At 62.6% G+C, this 17,837-nt stretch carries 15 protein-coding genes; 10 read left to right on the forward strand and 5 right to left on the reverse strand.

Translation table 11 applies throughout. The features are described from left to right. Positions 1-94 precede the first annotated feature (94 nt). The 5 genes from dusB to ntrX all read left to right on the forward strand — a co-directional run bounded on the left by dusB (position 95) and on the right by ntrX (position 7,263). On the forward strand, positions 95-1,024 hold the full coding sequence (gene dusB / locus M3P21_RS00545; RefSeq protein ID WP_249706330.1) for a tRNA dihydrouridine synthase DusB: 930 nt from the start codon (positions 95-97) through the stop codon (positions 1,022-1,024). Further along, positions 1,021-2,103, forward strand: coding sequence for a two-component system sensor histidine kinase NtrB (locus M3P21_RS00550; protein ID WP_249705936.1), 1,083 nt, complete (start codon positions 1,021-1,023; stop codon positions 2,101-2,103). Before dusB ends, M3P21_RS00550 begins: the two co-directional genes overlap by 4 nt. After that, on the forward strand, positions 2,103-3,470 hold the full coding sequence (locus tag M3P21_RS00555; protein ID WP_249705938.1) for a response regulator: 1,368 nt from the start codon (positions 2,103-2,105) through the stop codon (positions 3,468-3,470). Before M3P21_RS00550 ends, M3P21_RS00555 begins: the two co-directional genes overlap by 1 nt. 99 nt (positions 3,471-3,569) lie before the next feature. After that, positions 3,570-5,855, forward strand: coding sequence for a sensor histidine kinase NtrY-like (locus M3P21_RS00560; protein WP_249705940.1), 2,286 nt, complete (start codon positions 3,570-3,572; stop codon positions 5,853-5,855). Beyond that, on the forward strand, positions 5,848-7,263 hold the full coding sequence (gene ntrX / locus M3P21_RS00565; RefSeq protein WP_249705943.1) for a nitrogen assimilation response regulator NtrX: 1,416 nt from the start codon (positions 5,848-5,850) through the stop codon (positions 7,261-7,263). Before M3P21_RS00560 ends, ntrX begins: the two co-directional genes overlap by 8 nt. A gap of 14 nt (positions 7,264-7,277) precedes the next feature. Here the strand turns inward: ntrX and M3P21_RS00570 are convergent, their stop codons facing one another. Beyond that, on the reverse strand, positions 7,278-7,763 hold the full coding sequence (locus M3P21_RS00570) for a hypothetical protein (RefSeq protein WP_249705945.1): 486 nt from the start codon (positions 7,761-7,763) through the stop codon (positions 7,278-7,280). A gap of 96 nt (positions 7,764-7,859) precedes the next feature. Between M3P21_RS00570 and trkA the strand changes: the two genes are divergently transcribed. From trkA to hflX, 4 genes are all read left to right on the forward strand, one after another. Continuing rightward, on the forward strand, positions 7,860-9,236 hold the full coding sequence (trkA, locus tag M3P21_RS00575) for a Trk system potassium transporter TrkA (protein ID WP_249705947.1): 1,377 nt from the start codon (positions 7,860-7,862) through the stop codon (positions 9,234-9,236). After that, a complete protein-coding gene (locus tag M3P21_RS00580; protein ID WP_249705949.1) occupies positions 9,236-10,771 on the forward strand; it encodes a TrkH family potassium uptake protein in 1,536 nt (511 codons plus the stop codon). Before trkA ends, M3P21_RS00580 begins: the two co-directional genes overlap by 1 nt. Before the next feature lie 130 nt (positions 10,772-10,901). After that, positions 10,902-11,141, forward strand: a complete 240-nt coding sequence (gene hfq / locus M3P21_RS00585; RefSeq protein WP_138660701.1) for an RNA chaperone Hfq — start codon at positions 10,902-10,904, stop codon at positions 11,139-11,141. Next, positions 11,141-12,412: a GTPase HflX gene (gene hflX / locus M3P21_RS00590; protein ID WP_249705950.1), complete on the forward strand. Its 1,272-nt coding sequence runs from the start codon at positions 11,141-11,143 to the stop codon at positions 12,410-12,412. The genes hfq and hflX overlap by 1 nt, the downstream gene beginning before the upstream one ends. Here hflX and M3P21_RS00595 read toward each other — a convergent pair. From M3P21_RS00595 to hemB, 4 genes are all read right to left on the reverse strand, one after another. Next, positions 12,409-12,804, reverse strand: a complete 396-nt coding sequence (locus M3P21_RS00595; protein WP_249705952.1) for a nuclear transport factor 2 family protein — start codon at positions 12,802-12,804, stop codon at positions 12,409-12,411. The genes hflX and M3P21_RS00595 overlap by 4 nt on opposite strands. A 65-nt stretch (positions 12,805-12,869) precedes the next feature. Continuing rightward, positions 12,870-15,332, reverse strand: a complete 2,463-nt coding sequence (locus M3P21_RS00600; protein WP_249705954.1) for a penicillin acylase family protein — start codon at positions 15,330-15,332, stop codon at positions 12,870-12,872. Positions 15,333-15,465: 133 nt separating this feature from the next. Continuing rightward, a complete protein-coding gene (locus tag M3P21_RS00605; RefSeq protein WP_249705956.1) occupies positions 15,466-16,038 on the reverse strand; it encodes a lipid-binding SYLF domain-containing protein in 573 nt (190 codons plus the stop codon). A gap of 138 nt (positions 16,039-16,176) precedes the next feature. Continuing rightward, entirely contained in the window at positions 16,177-17,175 is a 999-nt protein-coding gene (gene hemB / locus M3P21_RS00610) for a porphobilinogen synthase (RefSeq protein ID WP_249705957.1), read from the reverse strand. A 126-nt stretch (positions 17,176-17,301) separates the two neighbouring features. On the opposite strand from hemB, the gene M3P21_RS00615 reads away from it, so the two are divergent. After that, on the forward strand, positions 17,302-17,823 hold the full coding sequence (locus M3P21_RS00615; protein ID WP_249705960.1) for a component of SufBCD complex: 522 nt from the start codon (positions 17,302-17,304) through the stop codon (positions 17,821-17,823). Positions 17,824-17,837: the final 14 nt, after the last annotated feature.

The raw sequence follows: 17,837 nt of genomic DNA on the forward strand, positions 1-17,837 counted from the left end.
TTTCGATACCACGAAGGAAACTGCACAAGGATTGGGCAAAGTGACCCTGCATCTTGCGGACAAACAGATATCACCCGCGGTGATCCTGGCCCCGATGGCCGGAATCACCGATCGCCCTTTCCGCGATCTGGTCATGCGCTTTGGCGCCGGGCTGGTGGTTAGCGAGATGGTCGCCAGTCAGGAGATGGTGCAGGCCAAGCCCGGTGTCCGTGAACGCGCCGAGATCGGCGCAGATGTGGAAAACACCGCTGTGCAGCTGGCGGGGCGTGACGCCGATTGGATGGCCGAGGCGGCGCGGCAGGTGGCCGATCGCGGCGCGCGGATCATCGACATCAACATGGGCTGCCCGGCCAAGAAGGTGACCAGCGGCTATTCCGGCTCGGCCCTGATGAAGACGCCGGATCATGCGCTTTCCCTGATCGAAGCGGTGGTGGGCGCGGTCGACGTGCCGGTGACGCTCAAGACCCGATTGGGCTGGGATGATGCTCTGCTGAACGCACCCGAGATCGCGCGGCGGGCCGAGGCGGCGGGGGTGCGGATGATCACCATCCATGGCCGCACCCGCTGCCAGTTCTACAAGGGCCATGCCGATTGGCAGGCGATCCGCGCGGTGAAAGAGGCGGTCTCGATCCCGGTGATCGCCAACGGGGATATCGTCGACCTGGCCTCGGCCCGAACCGCGCTTGAGCAGTCTGGTGCGGACGGGGTCATGGTCGGGCGCGGCGCGCAGGGACGGCCCTGGCTGCTGGCGGAAATCGCGGCCTCGCTTGGGGCGTCGGCATATCCGGATATTCCAACCGACCATGCGCTGGCTGATATGGTCTGCGCCCATTACGAGGCGATGCTGGGCTTTTACGGCGCTGAATTAGGCCTGCGCGTCGCCCGCAAACATCTGGGCTGGTACATGGACCGGGCCGGCACACCGCCCGCGCTGCGTCGTCAGGCCCTGACAAGCCGCGATCCGGGCGAGGTGCTGCGCTTGCTGCCATCGGCGCTGGACGGGCAGGGGGAACAGGCCGCATGAGCATGGATCAAGCCATCTGGGCCTCTTTGCCGGTACCCGCTTTTGTCATCGACGCGCGCGACCGGATCGAAGATGCCAATTCCGCCGGTGAAGGCTTTCTGAATGCCTCGGTCAAATCGGTGGCGGGCGTGCCGGTCTGGGATCAGATTGCCATCGACGCGCCCATAGAAGAGGCCTTCGATCGCGCCCGCAGCAATGGCACGCCGCTTTTCGTCAACGATATCGACGTGGGCACCGGCAGCCGCGCGCCGCTGCAATGCGCGCTGCAGATTGCGCCGGTGCAGGGCCAGCCCGGCAAGATGCTGATGCTGATCTCGCCGCGCGAACTGGCCGGGCGCATGACCCAGAGCCATACGGTGAAATCCGCCGCGCAATCGGCCATCGGCATGGCCGAGATGCTGGCCCATGAAATCAAGAACCCGCTGGCGGGGATCACCGGCGCGGCGCAGTTGCTCAGCATGAACCTCGCGCCCGAGGATCTGGAACTGACCGACCTGATCGTCGCCGAAAGCCGCCGCATCGTGAAACTGCTGGAGCAGGTGGAACAGTTCGGCAATCTCAGCCCGCCCGACTTCCGCCCTGTCAACATCCACGATGTGCTGGATCGGGCGCGGCGTTCGGCGCTGCTGGGGTTTGGCGCGCAGATGAAGATCATCGAGGATTACGACCCCTCGCTGCCTCTGGCCTTTGGCGACCCGGATCAATTGTTGCAGGTGGTGCTGAACCTGTTGCGCAATGCTTCCGAGGTGGCAGAGCCCTCGGGCGGCACGATCCGGCTGCGCAGCTATTTCGAACATTCCTTCCGCTTGCGCCGCAGCGATGGCACCGGGCAATCCCTGCCGCTGCAGGTCGAGATCATTGATGACGGTCCGGGCCTGCCTGAAGACATCCGCAACGATGTGTTCGACCCGTTTGTGTCGGGGCGCGAGAATGGCACCGGTCTGGGGCTGGCGCTGGTGAGCAAGATCGTCTCGGACCACAATGGATGGATTACGGTCACCTCGGTTCCGGGACGGACAGTGTTTAGGCTGTCGCTGCCCCGGGTGCCGCGCGGCTATGACCTAGAGGAGAAGACCTGATGGATGGCACCGTTCTTGTCGCCGACGACGACCGCACGATCCGCACGGTTCTGACCCAGGCACTGACCCGGGCGGGGTGCAAGGTGCATGCCACCTCGTCGCTGACCACGCTGATGCGCTGGGTGGGCGAGGGCAAGGGCGATCTGGTGATCTCGGATGTGGTCATGCCCGATGGCAACGGGCTTGAGATGCTGCCCAAGATCAGTGCGGACCGGCCCGGCCTGCCGGTGATCGTGATCTCGGCGCAGAACACCATCATGACGGCCATTCAGGCGGCCGAGGCCGACGCGTACGACTACCTGCCCAAACCGTTCGACCTGCCGGACCTGATGAAACGCACCGCGCGGGCGCTGGAAGAGCGTCGCCGCAGTCCCTCTGAGGCTCCGACCGAAGACAGCGCGCGCCCCGAGGAATTGCCGCTGGTCGGGCGGACCCCGGCGATGCAGGCGCTGTACCGGTTGGTGGCGCGGGTGATGAACACCGATCTGCCGGTGCTGATCTCGGGCGAAAGCGGTACCGGCAAATCCCTGATCGCGCGGGCCATTCACGATTTCTCGGACCGGCGGACGCTGCCCTTTGTGACGGTCACCGCCGCCGACCTGCAGAATCTGGAAGGTCCCGCCCGCGTGCTGGCGCGGGTCAAGGGCGGCACGCTGCTGATCGACGAGGTCTCGGATATCGAGGATGAGATTCAGGCAAGGATCGTACGGATGATGGATGCGCCGGGCGATCATGTGCCGCGCTTCATGGCGACCAGCCAGGATGATCTGGCCTCGGCGATGGAGAGCGGGCGGGTGCGGCAGGATCTCTATTACCGGCTCAGCGGAGCGACGGTGCAGGTGCCCGCGCTGCGCGAACGGGTCGATGACATCCCGCTGCTGGCCGCGCATTTTCTGGGTCGGGCCGAACGCGAAGGCGCACCCAAACGCTGGCTGAGCGAAGACGCCCAAGATCTGGTCCGGGTCTATTCCTGGCCCGGCAACGTGCGCCAATTGGAAAATGCGGTGCGCCGGCTGGGTCTGACCAGCCGCGCCGATGAAATCACCCGTATCGAGGTTGAGTCGGTGCTGGGCAGCCAGCCTGAGGCCGAGCCAGCCCTTGGTGGTGGTGATTCCGAGAAGCTTTCGACCTCGGTCGGGCGGCATTTGCGGCGTTATTTCGACCTGCATGGCGGGATGCTGCCACCACCCGGCCTCTACCAGAGGATTCTGCGCGAAGTTGAGGGCCCGCTTATAGAAATCGCACTGGATGCCACCGGTGGGAATCAGGCGAAATGCGCCGATCTCCTGGGAATCAACCGGAATACGCTGAGAAAAAAGATCTCGGATCTCGATATAAAGGTGACACGCAGACGCAAACTGATGTAATATCGCCACACAAACCGTGGCAATCGGGTTTCGGCCTGGGAACGACCACGAGATATGGCGGTACGTCGCTTCGGCGGCACATCAGAATGAGGGTAGCAGGTGGCAACCTGGTCACAGCACGGGCCAATTCCATCCCTGAGTCAGTGGAGAAAGTCCCGAAGGGCCCGGAATTTCGGGACCTTGGGTCTTGTTGTGCTTGGCCCGGTTCTGACGCTTGCCACCTATCTGGTGATCGGCCCGTTCGAGTTGGATGTCTCGGCGCCGACCCTGCGGCTGATTCTACTGACCGATCTTGTGTATATTCTGGTGCTGGCCGCCCTTGTGCTGGCACAGGTCGGACGGCTGGTGGCGGCACGGCGGGCGAAATCGGCAGGCTCACGGCTGCATTTGCGGCTGATCGGCGTGTTTACCTTTCTGGCGCTGGTGCCCACTGTGACGGTGGCGATCTTTGCCGGGCTTACGGTGAATATCGGGCTTGAGGGTTGGTTCTCGGACCGGGTGCGGCAGGTGGTCGGCAATTCTCTCGCCGCAGCCGAAGCCTATGAGGCCGAGCATCGCGAAGACCTGACCCAGGACGCGCAGGCGCTGGGGCGGTTTCTGGATCAGGCCCGCTCGATCGATTTCTACATCAATGATGGCGAATTGCGCGAAGTGCTGGCGCAGGGTCAGGCGCAGATTCAGCGCGGGTTGAAAGAGGCCTATATCATCGACGGCACCGGCGAGATCCGGGTGCGGGGCGACCGTTCGTATCTGTTCGATTTCGAGAGCCCAACGCCCGAACAGGTGGCGCAATCCGAAACCGACGGCGAAGTGATCGTGCAGGACTGGGACAATAACGAGTTCCGCGCCATCGTGCCGCTTTATGCCTATCTCGACCGCTATCTCTATGTCAGCCGCGTTGTGGATGGCGAGATTCTGAACCTGCTGGACGACACCAAGGAAACCGTGCGGCTTTACCAGCAATTGGAGAGTGAGCGGGGCAGGGTGCTGTTCGAGTTTGGCCTGCTTTATCTGGGCTTTGCGTTGATCCTGATCCTGGCGGCGGTCTGGCTGGGACTGTGGTTCGCCGAACGTCTGTCGCGCCCGGTGGGGCGGTTGACGACGGCGGCGCAGCGGGTCGGCGCAGGTGATCTGGGCGTGCAGGTGGTCGAGGAAAAGGGCGATGACGAAATCGCCATGCTGGGGCGCTATTTCAACCAGATGACCCGGCAGCTCAAGGGCCAGCGCGACACGTTGCTGGAAAACACCCGCCAGATCGAAAGCCGCCGCAGGCTGTTTGACTCGGTGCTCAGTTCGGTGACCTCGGGTGTTGTCGGGCTGGACCCCGATGGCTGCGTGACCTTCGTGAACCGGTCCGCCGAACGGTTGCTGGACTGGTCGGGCGATGATCAGAAACCGGCCATCGGCGTGGCCGTGCCCGAATTTCTGCCGCTGTTCGAAGCGCTCAGGGATGGCGGCAACGAGACCGCGCAGGGCGCCGTCAAGGTCACCCGAAAGGGCCGGGCCGAAAACCTGCTGGTGCGCATGGCAACGCGGCGCGGCGAAGATGGCCGGCTGGAAGGCTATGTGGTCGCCTTTGATGATGTCACCGATCTGGTCAGCGCCCAGAGAATGGCGGCCTGGGGTGACGTGGCGCGGCGTATCGCGCATGAGATCAAGAACCCGCTGACCCCGATCCAGTTGAGCGCCGAGCGCATCAAGCGCAAATTCTCGCGGCAGTTGGACGAGGCCGATGCTGACACGCTGGTGTCGATGACCGATGTGATTGTCCGCCAGACCAACGATCTGCGCCGCATCGTCGACGAGTTTTCGAAATTCGCGCGGATGCCCGAACCGGTGCGCCGCGAAGAGGATCTGACCCAGATCGTGCGCGACGCGGTTCTGCTGCAACAGACCGGTCAGCCGGATGTGAAAGTGTCAGCGACGCTGCCCGATGGACCGGTGATGAGCGATGTGGACTCCACGATGCTGAGTCAGGCCTTGACAAATCTGATCAAGAACGCGGGCGAAGCGATTGAAACACTGAAGAAAAAAGGCGCACCAGAAAACCTTGCGCCGGAAATTCAGGTCACGCTGGACGATATGGGCGATGGCTATCAGATCACCATTGCCGACAATGGCATTGGTCTGCCGGAAGACCGCGCGCAGCTGTTTGAACCTTACGTGACCACCCGGGACGAGGGCACCGGGCTGGGCCTGCCCATCGTCAAGAAGATCATCGAGGAACATGGCGGCACACTGGCGCTGGAAGATGCGCCGCTCTTTCAAGGACAGGACCATTATGGCGCAATGGCCGTGATCCGACTTCCCGGGCCCGAGGCGGTCCGCAATACCGCGCCATCCAGACAAACAGCACAAAAAACGAAGGCGGAGCAAGATGAGTGATATTCTGATCGTTGACGACGAGCGCGACATTCGCGAACTGGTGTCCGATATTCTCGAGGATGAGGGCTATGCGACCCGGCTGGCGGGCAACTCGGATGACTGCATGGCGGCCATCAATGCCGAACCGCCGGGCCTGCTGATCCTGGATATCTGGCTCAAGGACAGCCGGATGGACGGGATCGACATCCTCAAGGCGGTCAAGCGCGACAACCCCGATATCCCGGTGGTCATCATCTCGGGCCACGGCAATATCGAAATTGCGGTCGCCGCCATCAAACAGGGTGCTTATGACTTCATCGAGAAACCCTTCAACATCGACCAGCTGATGGTGGTGATCCGGCGCGCGATGGAAACCTCGCGCCTGCGCCGCGAGAACAGCGCGCTCAAACGCCGCGAAGTGACCAATGCCGACTTGATCGGCAATTCGGCGGCCTTCCGGTCGATGCTGGGACAGCTTGAAAAGGTCACCCGGTCCAACGGTCGCGTGATGCTGAGCGGCCCGGCGGGATCGGGTAAAGAGATCGCCGCGCGCTTCATACATGCGCAGTCGAACCGCGCCAATGGCCCCTTCGTGACCGTGAATTGTGCCGGGGTCGAGCCTGAGCGGGTCGAAGAAGTGCTGTTCGGCCGCGAAACCGCCGAGCGCGGGGTTGAACCGGGTCTGCTGGAAGAGGCGCATGGCGGGGTGGTCTATTTCGACGAGGTGGCGGACATGCCGCTGGGCACCCAGTCCAAGATTCTGCGGGTGCTTGTCGATCAGCAGTTTCAACGGGTCGGTGGATCGGACAAGGTGCGGGTCGATCTGCGGGTGATTTCGTCGACCAACAAGGACCTCGAAGAGGAAATCCGCGCCGACCGCTTCCGCGAAGAGCTGTTCCACCGTCTCAACGTGGTTCCGATCGACGTGCCGCCTTTGGAAGAGCGGCGCGAGGATATTCCGTTGCTGGCCGAGCATTTCATCGAAATGTGCCACGAGACGCAAGGCCTGACCCCGCGTGCGCTCAGCGATGAAGCCATTGCGCTGATGCAGACAATGGCCTGGCCCGGCAATGTGCGCCAGCTCAAGAACCTGATCGAACGGGTGCTGATCCTGGGCGACAGCACCGGTCCCATCGAGGCGCGCGAACTGCCCAACGAGGAAGAACGCGAAAGCGAAGAGGGCCGCGTGGTTCTGTCCGGTGCGCTGGCAACCTTGCCCCTGCGCGAGGCGCGCGAGGCGTTCGAACGCGAATATCTGCTGACCCAGATCAACCGTTTCGGTGGCAATATCAGCCGCACCGCCTCGTTTGTCGGCATGGAACGCAGCGCGCTGCACCGCAAGCTGAAATCACTGGGTGTTGTGACCTCGAACAAGGCAGGCAGCCGGGTGGCCCATGTGGATGAGGAGGTGACCGAGGCTGCGGAATAAGCTGCAGCCCGGACTCAGCCGCCCGTACTGGCGATCTGGGGCGTGACGATCTGATAGGTTTGATCCTCGTTGCGGATGAAGCAGGAATTGCCGGATAGCTGCGGCAAGGTCGTCGTGCGCCCCGGCGGAATCTGCGATGTCACCGACTGGCTGCAGGCTGGTATGCTGACAAGCTGATAGCCCTTGTTGGCCATGCACAGATCCAGAACCTTCGACCGCAGCGGCTTGTTCGCGTCAACGCTATAGACCGGGCCGGGCGCCCAGTAACTGTTTCCGCGCCAGCACTGGCCGCGATTGCAGTAGCGGTTTCCGGGATAATAGACCGGTGGACCCTGACGGATCTGCGTGTTGACGGGAACCTCCTCCAGCGCCTGCACTTCGCAACGGGTGGTGTCATTCTGCTGGCGGGTGACCGAAACGCCGGGCTGGTAGTAGAGTGACAATGGCCCGCATCCTGCAAGCATCATCCCAAACAGCGTAATCCGGATCAGCGTTTTCATAGGCTTACTGTGCCGCAGCGTGGCGGGCCTGACAATTCAATTGACCCTGATTTGGGCTTCTGTCATTCAGAAATCCGGCATCAAGGGACCAGTGCGATGAAGGTCATCATTTGTGGGGCCGGGCAGGTGGGCTGGCAGATCGCCCGCCATCTGTCAGGCGAGTTGAACGACGTGACCGTCGTCGACAACAATCCCGATCTGGTCCGGCGCGCCACCGAAACGCTGGACGTTCAGGGTATCTCGGGCTTTGCCAGCTATCCGGACGTGCTGGATCGGGCCGGGGCCGGGGATGCAGACATGATCATCGCCGCCACCCATTCCGACGAGGTCAACATGGTGACCTGTCAGGTGGCCCATTCGGTCTTTGGCATCCAGCGCAAGATTGCGCGATTGCGGTCGCAATCCTATCTGACTGCGATCTATTCCGATCTTTATCGCCGCGACCATCTGCCGATCGACGTGGTGATCAGCCCCGAACGCGAAGTGGCTGCCGCCGCGATGCGCCGCCTCTCGGCTCCCGCCGCCTTCGATACCGAACTGTTCATGGAAGGCGACGCGCAGTTGCTGGGCATTGCAATCGACGAAGACTGCCCGATCGTGAACACGCCGCTGCGGCAGTTGACCGATCTGTTTTCGACCCTGCGCACGCTGGTGGTCGGGATCCGGCGTGAGGGCACGCTGTTTGCTCCGGAACCGGGCGACCAGATCTTTACCGGCGACGAGTGCTACGTCTTTACCCATGTGGATGATGTCGAACGCACGATGGAGGTGTTCGGCAAGACCCATGGCAAGCAGGACCGGGTGGTCATCGTTGGCGGTGGCAATGTCGGGCTGGAGGTCGCCAGCACGCTGGAACAGCACAAGACCCGCATCCGCGCCAAGGTGATCGAGCGCGACCGCAAATGCGCCGAAGTGGCCGCCGAGGCGCTGGAGCGCACCATCGTTCTGAACGGTGACGGGCTGGATGCCTCGCTGCTGGCCGAGGCCGGGATTGCCCGTGCCGACGCGATGCTGGCAGTAACCGATGATGACAAGACCAACCTGCTGGCCGCCGTGCGCGCCAAGGCCGAGGGCTGCCCGCTGGCCATCGCACTGATCAACGACCCCACGCTGGTGCCGCTGATGGGGCCGCTGGGGATCGACGCCTATATCAACCCGCGCGCCACAACGGTCAGCTCGATCCTGCGCCATATCCGTCACGGGCGGGTGCGGCAGGTCTATTCCATCGGCGATGCCGAGGCCGAAGTGATCGAGGCCGAGGTGCTGTCGACCTCGCCCATGGCGGGCCAGAAGCTGCGCGACATCGACTTTCCCGAAGGAGTTCTTGTGGGTGCGCTGCGCAAGGGCGACAAGGTGGTACGCCCGTCGGGCGGGATGCGCATTGACGAGGGCGACACGATCGCGCTGTTTGCCATGGCCAAGGACGTGCCGGAGGTCGAACGCCTGATGCAGGTCTCGATCGACTTTTTCTGATGGCGCGCACCGCTCAGAAGATCAGCCTGGCGCGGCAATTGCCGCTGTTTCTGCTGATCTGGGGCATTGCTTCGCTGTTGATGTGGGTCCCGGCGGTGATGGCTCTGGTGCAAAATGATCACGATGTTTCGCGGTCGTTTTTCTATTCGGGCATCGTTGGTCTGACGGTGGTCACGATGATCTCGCTGGCGATGCAGGGCCGTAGGTCGCGGCGTGGCACCTTGGGGCAGTTGCTGGCATTGATGGCGACATTTGCCCTGCTGCCGCTGTTTCTGGCGGTGCCGTTTCACGACGCGCTGCGCACCACGAGTTTTCTGAACGCTTATTTCGACATGGTCAGCGCGATCACAACCACCGGCGCGAACCTGTTCACCGAGCCCGGACGGCTGGCGCCCTCGCTGCATTTGTGGCGGGCGCTGGTGGCGTGGATGGGCGGGCTGGTCATGTGGATTTCCGCCGCTGCCATCCTGGCACCGCTGTCGCTGGGCGGTTTCGAGGTGACCGCGCGGGGACAGCCGGGCCGCGCCGTGCCCGGCGCCGCGCAATCCGAACGCGCCGATCCGCGTGGTCGGCTGCTGCGGATCTGCCGCACGCTGGCGCCGGTTTATCTGGGTCTGACGGCGGTGGTCTGCGTGCTGTTGCTGATCGCGGGCGAGGCCGAACTGACCGCCATCTGCCACGCCATGTCGATCCTGGCGACTTCGGGGATATCTCCGGTCGGGGGAATCGCCGGGTCGACCTCGGGCATCACCGGTGAGGCGATCCTATTCCTGTTCATGTTCTTTGCGCTGTCACGCCTGACTTTTTCAAGCGACACCGCCACCAGCGGGTATGCGCGGCTGGATCAGGACCCGGAGTTCCGCATCGGCGTGGCCATCGTCATCGGCCTGCCGCTGCTGCTGTTCGTCCGGCACTGGCTGGCGGCGTTTGAGGTCGACGCGGTCGAGAGCTTCGAATTTGCCCTGCGCTCGCTGTGGGGGTCGATGTTTACCGTCCTGTCCTACCTGACCACAACCGGATTTGTCAGCGCCGACTGGGAAGAGGCGCGGCAATGGTCAGGCTTGGGCAATCCCGGGCTGATCCTGCTGGGCCTTGCCCTGATCGGGGGCGGCGTGGCCACCACCGCAGGCGGCGTGAAACTGTTGCGGGTATACGCACTTTATCTCAATGGTTACAGAGAGATGGAGAAGCTGGTTCATCCATCCTCGGTCGATTCAGGCGACAAGGGAAACCGTCGTATCCGGCGCGATGGCGCGTTTATCGCCTGGATTTTCTTCATGCTGTTTGCCATCTCACTGGCGGTTGTCAGCGCCTTGCTGGCGGCCTTTGGCCTCAGCTTCGATCAGGCGCTGGTGCTGAGCATCGCCACGCTGTCCACCACTGGACCGCTGATCGACATGTCCGGCGAAATCTCGATCCGGCTGGTGGAACTGAACGGCTGGGCCAAGCTGATCATGTGTCTGGCCATGGTGGTTGGCCGGCTTGAGACGCTGGCGATCATCGCGCTGATCACACCCGACCTGTGGCGCAATTGAACAGTTTTGCAACGGCTCACTCATTGTTGATTTTTCGTCTGGAATATCCCTTCCCGGCACTCCATACTTGACCCAGAGGGAGCGCGTTGGTCCGCAGCGCGTCGCAAGAACAAAGGCGAGAACAAAGTTAATGGCTTCGGACAGACAGAATCTTCAGGATGCCTTCCTGAACCATGTAAGAAAAACCAAAGTTCCAGTCACAATTTTCCTGATCAACGGCGTGAAACTGCAAGGTGTCATCACCTGGTTTGACAATTTCTGCGTGCTGCTGCGCCGCGATGGTCAATCGCAGCTGGTGTACAAGCATGCGATCTCAACCATCATGCCGTCCCAACCGATCAGCCTGTACGAGGGCGAAGACGCCACTTGATGGAGCATGAGAGGGCGCGCACCCGGGCTTGGGTGCTGCATCCCGATATTCGATCAGACGCAGAGCGCCGGGCACCCGAACCGGCGCTGCAAGAAGCCGTAGCACTTGCGGCGGCTTTGCCCGATCTGGACGTGATCGGGTCCGGTATTGTGCGCCTCGCAAAACCACAACCCGGTTATCTCTTTGGTTCGGGCAAGATCGAGGAACTGGGCGCCGTTCTGAAGGCCGCCGAGGTCGAACTGGTTCTGATCGACGGTCCGCTGAGCCCGGTACAACAGCGCAATCTGGAGAAGGCGTGGAAGGTCAAGATCCTCGACCGGACCGGCTTGATCCTTGAAATTTTCAGCGACCGCGCCCGCACCCGCGAAGGCGTACTGCAGGTCGAAATGGCGGCGCTTTCATATCAGCGCACGCGGCTGGTGCGGGCCTGGACCCACCTGGAACGCCAGCGCGGCGGGCTTGGCTTTGTCGGTGGCCCCGGTGAAACCCAGATCGAGGCCGACCGGCGCGCCATCGACGATCAGCTTGTGCGTCTGCGGCGACAATTGCAGAAGGTGGTCAAAACCCGTGAATTGCACCGCCAGGCGCGCGCCAAGGTGCCATACCCGATCGTTGCGTTGGTGGGCTATACCAATGCGGGAAAATCGACGCTGTTCAACCGGCTAACCGGGGCCGAGGTGATGGCCAGGGACATGCTCTTTGCCACGCTCGACCCGACCATGCGCCGGGTGCAGCTGCCCGATGGGCCCGAGGTGATCCTGTCGGACACGGTGGGTTTCATCTCGAACCTGCCGACCGAACTGGTCGCATCCTTCCGCGCCACACTGGAAGAGGTTCTGGCCGCTGATCTGATCCTGCATGTGCGCGATATCAGCCACGCCGATACCGAGGCGCAGGCAAGAGATGTCGCTGAAATCATGATCTCGCTAGGGGTCAATGAAGAACGCCCAAGCCTTGAGGTCTGGAACAAGATCGACCAGTTGCCCGATGATATCCGCGACAATGTGATGACACGGGCCGAGCGCGAGGACGGGGTCTTTGCCATTTCGGCGGTAACCGGCGAGGGGATCGACGCGCTGCTTGACCAGATCGCGGTCGAACTACAAGGCGCGCGCCATGAAACCGTGCTGCGGCTCGGGTTTTCCGACGGCCGCAAACGGGCCTGGCTGTTTGAGCAAGAGCTGATCCAGAGCGAGGAGCAGACCGAAGACGGGTTCGAGATCATTGTCCTCTGGACCGGCAAACAAGAGGCCCAGTTCGCGGCGCTTTAGCGCCCCTCTATCTGGCGCTGGTGATCGTCTGGGTCGAACCAGATGTGGGCCGCGCGGATGCGCAGTTCCGCGTCCAGCTCCCATTCCTCCCAGCCACGGATGACCACGCGGTTTCCGGTCTCGGCATGGGTGCCTTGCAGCGTCCAGGCAAAGAGCGCATGATCCCCCGCCTTGCGCATCGTATCGCAGGTCATGTCGAGATCGGGAAATTCGGTAAAGAAACTCTTCGCAACTTCTGCCACGGCGGCCTGACCGACCAGCGGAGCGCTGCGATAGATGGTGATCTTGCCGCCGGGGGCAAAGAAGCTGGCCACATAATCGGGATTGCCGGAACTCCAGGCCAGGGCATAGTTCCGCGCGAGATTCTGCAGCTTGTCCTGGGCTGTGGCCATTGGGGTCTCCTTGCCGTCATATTGGGGTGGAATAAACCAAACTGGTGCGCCGCGTCCAGACGGGCTTATTGCGGGATGAGCGTGGTCACGCCGACGGAGGCCGCCCGGGCCAGATCGGTATCCAGTGACATCGGGATATATTCGCCGCGCCGCCAGAGCTGCGCCTGATCGTCGTAATGACGGGACAGGAAATGCCCGGACTGGCCGGTGGAAATGACAAAAACCGAACTGTCGGGATCGGCGAAATCATAGACGCCGCGGAAACCGGCGCCATGCACGTTCTGGAACGGGGCCGGGTCCTCGCCCGAGGTGCGGCCCCGTTGCAGCGTGTTGTCGCCACCGCTGGTTGATTGCCGTATGTTCACGAAGTAGCGCAGCACCGGAACCTTACCCAGAATCGGGTGGTCATGGGTGGCCTGATGCGCGTCGCCCCAGCGCAGGCTTTCCAGCGCGGTGCCGTGGGTCTCGGCGATCCAGACCAGCGCGTCATCCAACGCCAGACGGGCCATGTCGGTGCAGCTTTCGACCGGCGCACTTTGGCTGACATCACACCAGACCGAGGCCCCGTCGACATCGCGAAAAACCCGTTCGATGAACAGCGGATCGACATGTTTGAACTCATCGGCGAGCGGTCCAAGTTCATCCTTGATCAGGCGCTGTTGCAGGGCGCGCAGCCAGGCGGCATAGATCAGCGGTTCGGGCAGATGCTCGTTCATCTCGCCATTCCAGTCGGCGAGCAGCGACAGTGCGATTTGGCGCTGGCGTTCGGGCGTGCCTTCGGGCGCAGCCTCGCCGGTGAACCAAAGATCGGCACCGATCAGCGGCAGCAGCGAACGGGCGGTGAAGCTGACCGGGTCCAGCTGCACCTCGATGAAGCTGTCGCGGGTATGCACCTGACGCGACTGCATCAGGCGTTCCCAGCGGTTCACCCGCTGGGTGTCGCCCCAGCTATGAGAGACATGGTTCGGGAAGGGGCGGTCGACGGTCTTGTTGTTGGTGTTGCCCAGCAAGCCGCCGGTCGGCGACAGGAAAGAGGGGTTGGTCTGGTACGGCATCCGCCCCTGCCAGCGGTTTTCGGGCCGCCAGCCCTGGCTGGGCATCCGCCCCTGGCTTTGATGGCGCGCGTCGCGACGGGGGATCGCGCCGACGGTCTGCATCGCAACCGTTTCCCGATCAGCCAGGGTCAGGTTCTGCGCCGGGGCAATGTAACGTTCCCCCGCCTCGATCGCCTGCGCCACGGTTTTGGCGCTCATCAGCGCGATAGCGGCGGACATGGTGGTGTCGTTCGGGCTGAGCGCGGTCCAGGCCAGTGACGCCACATGCCCCGGCGGCGTTATGGTGCCCAGATTGTACAGGCTGCCCGGCAGCACCGGACCGTTTTCGGTCCAGCGCAGGGTCAGCGTGATCGGGGCGGCGTTCTTGATCTGGATGATCGAGGGGCGGTTCTCGAACGGTTTGTAGCCATCGGGGGTCAGGTATTGCTCGGGGTCGTCGGGGTTGAGCTGTTCGATATAGAGATCCTGATCATCGACATAAGACGAGGTGATGCCCCAGCCGAGATAGTCGCTGCGCCCGGTCATAATGGCCGGGACACCGGGAATGGTGCCGCCGATCACGCCGCCCGCGGACAGCTCAAGCCGCGCCAGATACCAGGTCGAGGGGGCCGAGAAACCCAGATGCGGATCATTAGCCAGCAGCGTGCCACCGCTGGCCGAGCGGGTGGGATCAGCCGCCCAGGCGTTCGAAGCTCCGGCAAGCCCGCGTTCGGGCACCGGCGAGACCGGATCGGCAGCGGGCCGTGTGCCCGAGGCATAGCGGGGCAGGCCGGGGAACAGCCCCGAATATTCCGGCAGCGCAGCAATGCCGGTGCCGGGCACGTCGGGCAGGATGTCCAGCAGGCGGTCAGGATCGTCCAGCATCAGCGAGGTGCGGGCGCGCAGCACCTCTTCTTCAAGGTGGCCGGAGAGCTGCAGCGCCATCAGCTTGATCATCGCGATGCTGTCGGCGGGGTGCCAGGGGGCCATCGGGGTTGGAAACAGGAACATTTCGGGCGCGCCACGACCCAGTGATTCTTCGTTGATCTGGGTCAGGCGTGCATTCACGCCAGCAGCATAGGCGCGCAGCGCCACCATCGTCTCTTCGTCCTGAACCTCGACCGAGAGCTGTGCCGCGCGGTAGAGGTCGAGCCGTCGCAACAGCCGGTCAATCCCGACCGTTCGATCCCCGAATACCTCGGACAGGCGGCCCTGCACCGTGCGGCGCATCACCGTCATCTGCCAGAGGCGATCCTGCGCATGGGCAAAACCGAGGCCGAAATAGACATCCGCATCACTCTGGCCGAAGATATGCGGCACATTGGCGTTGTCGCGCACGATCTCGACCGGTGCGGTCAGGCCTGCAACGGAAACCTCGCGGTTGTAATCGGGCCGCGACTGGCTGGCCAGGAAATAGACCAGTGCAATACCTGCCACGATCAGCAGGATCAGTCCGGTGGCAATCCGCAGCAACCAGCGAAAAATCAATCTCATGGGTGTCCCGTGCCTTCTGGATTCCGGATCGCGGCCAAACTAGAGCAAGCGGCAGGAGGCTGAAAGGCCGTTTCCTACGGAAACCCGACCGGAAAGACCGGCAGGGCAAGGACCCCGCCGGCGGTTAGGGGCATCAGGGGATGATGCGGGAATATTTGGTGCCCTCGACCGTGGCCCCCAGCAGCAGGCCAGCCTGACCAAAGACTGCCGCGATCACCGGAGAGGTGGTGGTTGTGGTGGTGGCGGACAGTTGCTCGCCCTGATCGCCGACCACATAAGCCAAATCTGCGCCTGCCTCCCACCCGCTGGAGCGGCGGAACCGGCCCAACGCGTCTTCGGTCATGAAGAACAGCACCGTGGCATATTGTGCCGCCCCGATCTGCAGGCCCGCCGTGCCCTTGACGGTCTGATAATAGTCGACGGTAACACCGTTGACGCGCAACGCGCCGCGCCCGTAAGCGCCGCCAAAGCCGAAACCGGCTTCGGTGATCAGTGGCATCACCAGGATGCCGTTGGCCTTGTTGCCGATTTCGACGGTGTTTGGATACTGGTTGTAAAGCTCCTGCAGGGTGGCATCGACGCGCGCGTCGATGACGGCGCCATTGGAATTTCCGACGCCATTGCCGCAAGCGGCGGTGACGGTCAGACCGGCCATGCCAAGGGCAAAGCCGCGACGGCTCAGTCGTGGGGATTGGGAACTGCTCATTTTCTCTGTCTCTGTGGTTGCCTGATAAGCCGGTTTGTCCGGTCTTGCGGCAAGCATACGCATAATGTCGGGCGCTGTCACCTTGTTCATGACGGCGCCGGGCGGGATATCGCCCGGAAAATCACACAAATTGAAGGGTTAGCCCTGCAAAATTCGTGCAACTTCCGGCGCGAAATAGGTCAGAACCCCGTCGCACCCGGCCCGTTTGAACGACATCAGGCTTTCCAGCATGGTCTTTTCACCGTCCACCCAGCCATTCTGCGCCGCCGCCCGGATCATCGCGTATTCGCCGGAGACCTGATAGGCATAGGTCGGCGCGCCGAACATGTCCTTGGCGCGGCGGCAGATATCCAGATAGGGCATGCCCGGCTTGACCATCACCATATCCGCGCCTTCGTTCAGATCGCGGGCGATCAGCCGCATGGCCTCGTCGGAATTGGCCGGGTCCATCTGATAGGTGTTCTTGTCGCCGGTCAGCGCACCTGATGCCCCCACCGCATCGCGGAAGGGTCCATAAAAGGCGCTGGCATATTTCGCCGCATAACTCAGGATCATCACATTGCAGTGACCCGCCCCTTCAAGCGCCTGCCGGATCGCGCCGATGCGTCCGTCCATCATGTCCGACGGTCCGATGATATCCGCGCCCGCCTCGGCTTGCGCCAGTGCCATCCTGGTCAACGCTTCGACGGTTTCGTCATTCACGATCTCACCATCGACCACATAGCCGTCATGGCCGTTGATGTTGTAGGGGTCGAGTGCCACATCGGTCATCACCGCGATCTCGGGCGCGACCGCCTTGATTGCGCGGGTCGCCCGATTGCTGAGGTTGTCAGCGCTCCAGGCCTCGGCGCAATCCTCGGTTTTCTGGGACGGGTCGGTGTAGGGAAACAGGCAGATCGCCGGAATGCCAAGCGCCTGTGCCTCGGCGGCGGCCTGCGCGATCCGGTCGACGCTGCGCCGCAGGACGCCGGGCATCGACGGCACCGGTTCCTCGATCCCCTCGCCATCGCGCACGAAGACCGGCCAGATCAGGTCATCCACCGTCAGGACAGTCTCGCGGACCAGCCCGCGAATGGCCTGCGATTGCCGGGCGCGGCGGAACCGGGTGATCGGAAACGGGGCAGCGATGGGTTTCATGCGGCGATACTCCTTGCGCAACTTTGCTCTGGGTGGCATGGAATTGTCCCGGTCTCAAGGGTGGCATTCACATGCCCGCCATGGCAAAGGCACCGGGACAAGAACCAAAGGGCAGGGGAATAACGGTTGGACTGGTACGACTCGATCTTCGAGATGATCGACATGCGGAGCTTCTCGAACCTCTGGTTCTGGATTGGGCTCGCGGTCATGTGGTCTACAGCCAGCCACTGGGTGATGGGCATTCCCTTTGACATGGTGACCCGGGCGCGCCGTCTGGGTGGGCAGGCCGAACACGACCTGAACGACATCACACGGATCAATGTGAACCGGCTGCTCTATATCACCGATATTTCCGGGTTGTGGATATTGGCCATCGGTTGCTTTTTCCTGTCCGGGATGGCGATGCTGGGCTTCTTCTACGGTATCGAGTTCGCACAGGCCCTGTTCCTGCTGGGGTTCCCAATGTCGGTTGTCGGGCTGGTCAACCTGGCGACAGCGCACAAGATTCGCGCACAGGGCGCACAGGGACGCGACATTGCCCGCCATCTCAACCGAAGCCGGATCATCATACAGGTCATCGGCATGATCTCGATCTTTGTAACTGCACTCTGGGGCATGTATCAGAACCTTTCCATCGGTGCCCTCTAGAGCGGGAAAAGGAC

Origin of the sequence: Ruegeria spongiae (assembly GCF_023502395.1) — a bacterium.
In the GTDB taxonomy this organism is placed as follows: Bacteria; Pseudomonadota; Alphaproteobacteria; order Rhodobacterales; family Rhodobacteraceae; genus Ruegeria_C; species Ruegeria_C spongiae.

What these genes read in the sequence shown, in the direction of transcription:
- dusB (WP_249706330.1), top strand. Translation starts at nt 95, where the DNA reads ATGGCCGGAATCACCGATCGCCCTTTCCGCGATCTGGTCATGCGCTTT.
- M3P21_RS00550 (WP_249705936.1), top strand. Translation starts at nt 1,021, where the DNA reads ATGAGCATGGATCAAGCCATCTGGGCCTCTTTGCCGGTACCCGCTTTT.
- M3P21_RS00555 (WP_249705938.1), top strand. Translation starts at nt 2,103, where the DNA reads ATGGATGGCACCGTTCTTGTCGCCGACGACGACCGCACGATCCGCACG.
- ntrX (WP_249705943.1), top strand. Translation starts at nt 5,848, where the DNA reads ATGAGTGATATTCTGATCGTTGACGACGAGCGCGACATTCGCGAACTG.
- M3P21_RS00570 (WP_249705945.1), bottom strand. Translation starts at nt 7,763, where the DNA reads ATGAAAACGCTGATCCGGATTACGCTGTTTGGGATGATGCTTGCAGGA.
- trkA (WP_249705947.1), top strand. Translation starts at nt 7,860, where the DNA reads ATGAAGGTCATCATTTGTGGGGCCGGGCAGGTGGGCTGGCAGATCGCC.
- M3P21_RS00580 (WP_249705949.1), top strand. Translation starts at nt 9,236, where the DNA reads ATGGCGCGCACCGCTCAGAAGATCAGCCTGGCGCGGCAATTGCCGCTG.
- hfq (WP_138660701.1), top strand. Translation starts at nt 10,902, where the DNA reads ATGGCTTCGGACAGACAGAATCTTCAGGATGCCTTCCTGAACCATGTA.
- hflX (WP_249705950.1), top strand. Translation starts at nt 11,141, where the DNA reads ATGGAGCATGAGAGGGCGCGCACCCGGGCTTGGGTGCTGCATCCCGAT.
- M3P21_RS00595 (WP_249705952.1), bottom strand. Translation starts at nt 12,804, where the DNA reads ATGGCCACAGCCCAGGACAAGCTGCAGAATCTCGCGCGGAACTATGCC.
- M3P21_RS00600 (WP_249705954.1), bottom strand. Translation starts at nt 15,332, where the DNA reads ATGAGATTGATTTTTCGCTGGTTGCTGCGGATTGCCACCGGACTGATC.
- M3P21_RS00605 (WP_249705956.1), bottom strand. Translation starts at nt 16,038, where the DNA reads ATGAGCAGTTCCCAATCCCCACGACTGAGCCGTCGCGGCTTTGCCCTT.
- hemB (WP_249705957.1), bottom strand. Translation starts at nt 17,175, where the DNA reads ATGAAACCCATCGCTGCCCCGTTTCCGATCACCCGGTTCCGCCGCGCC.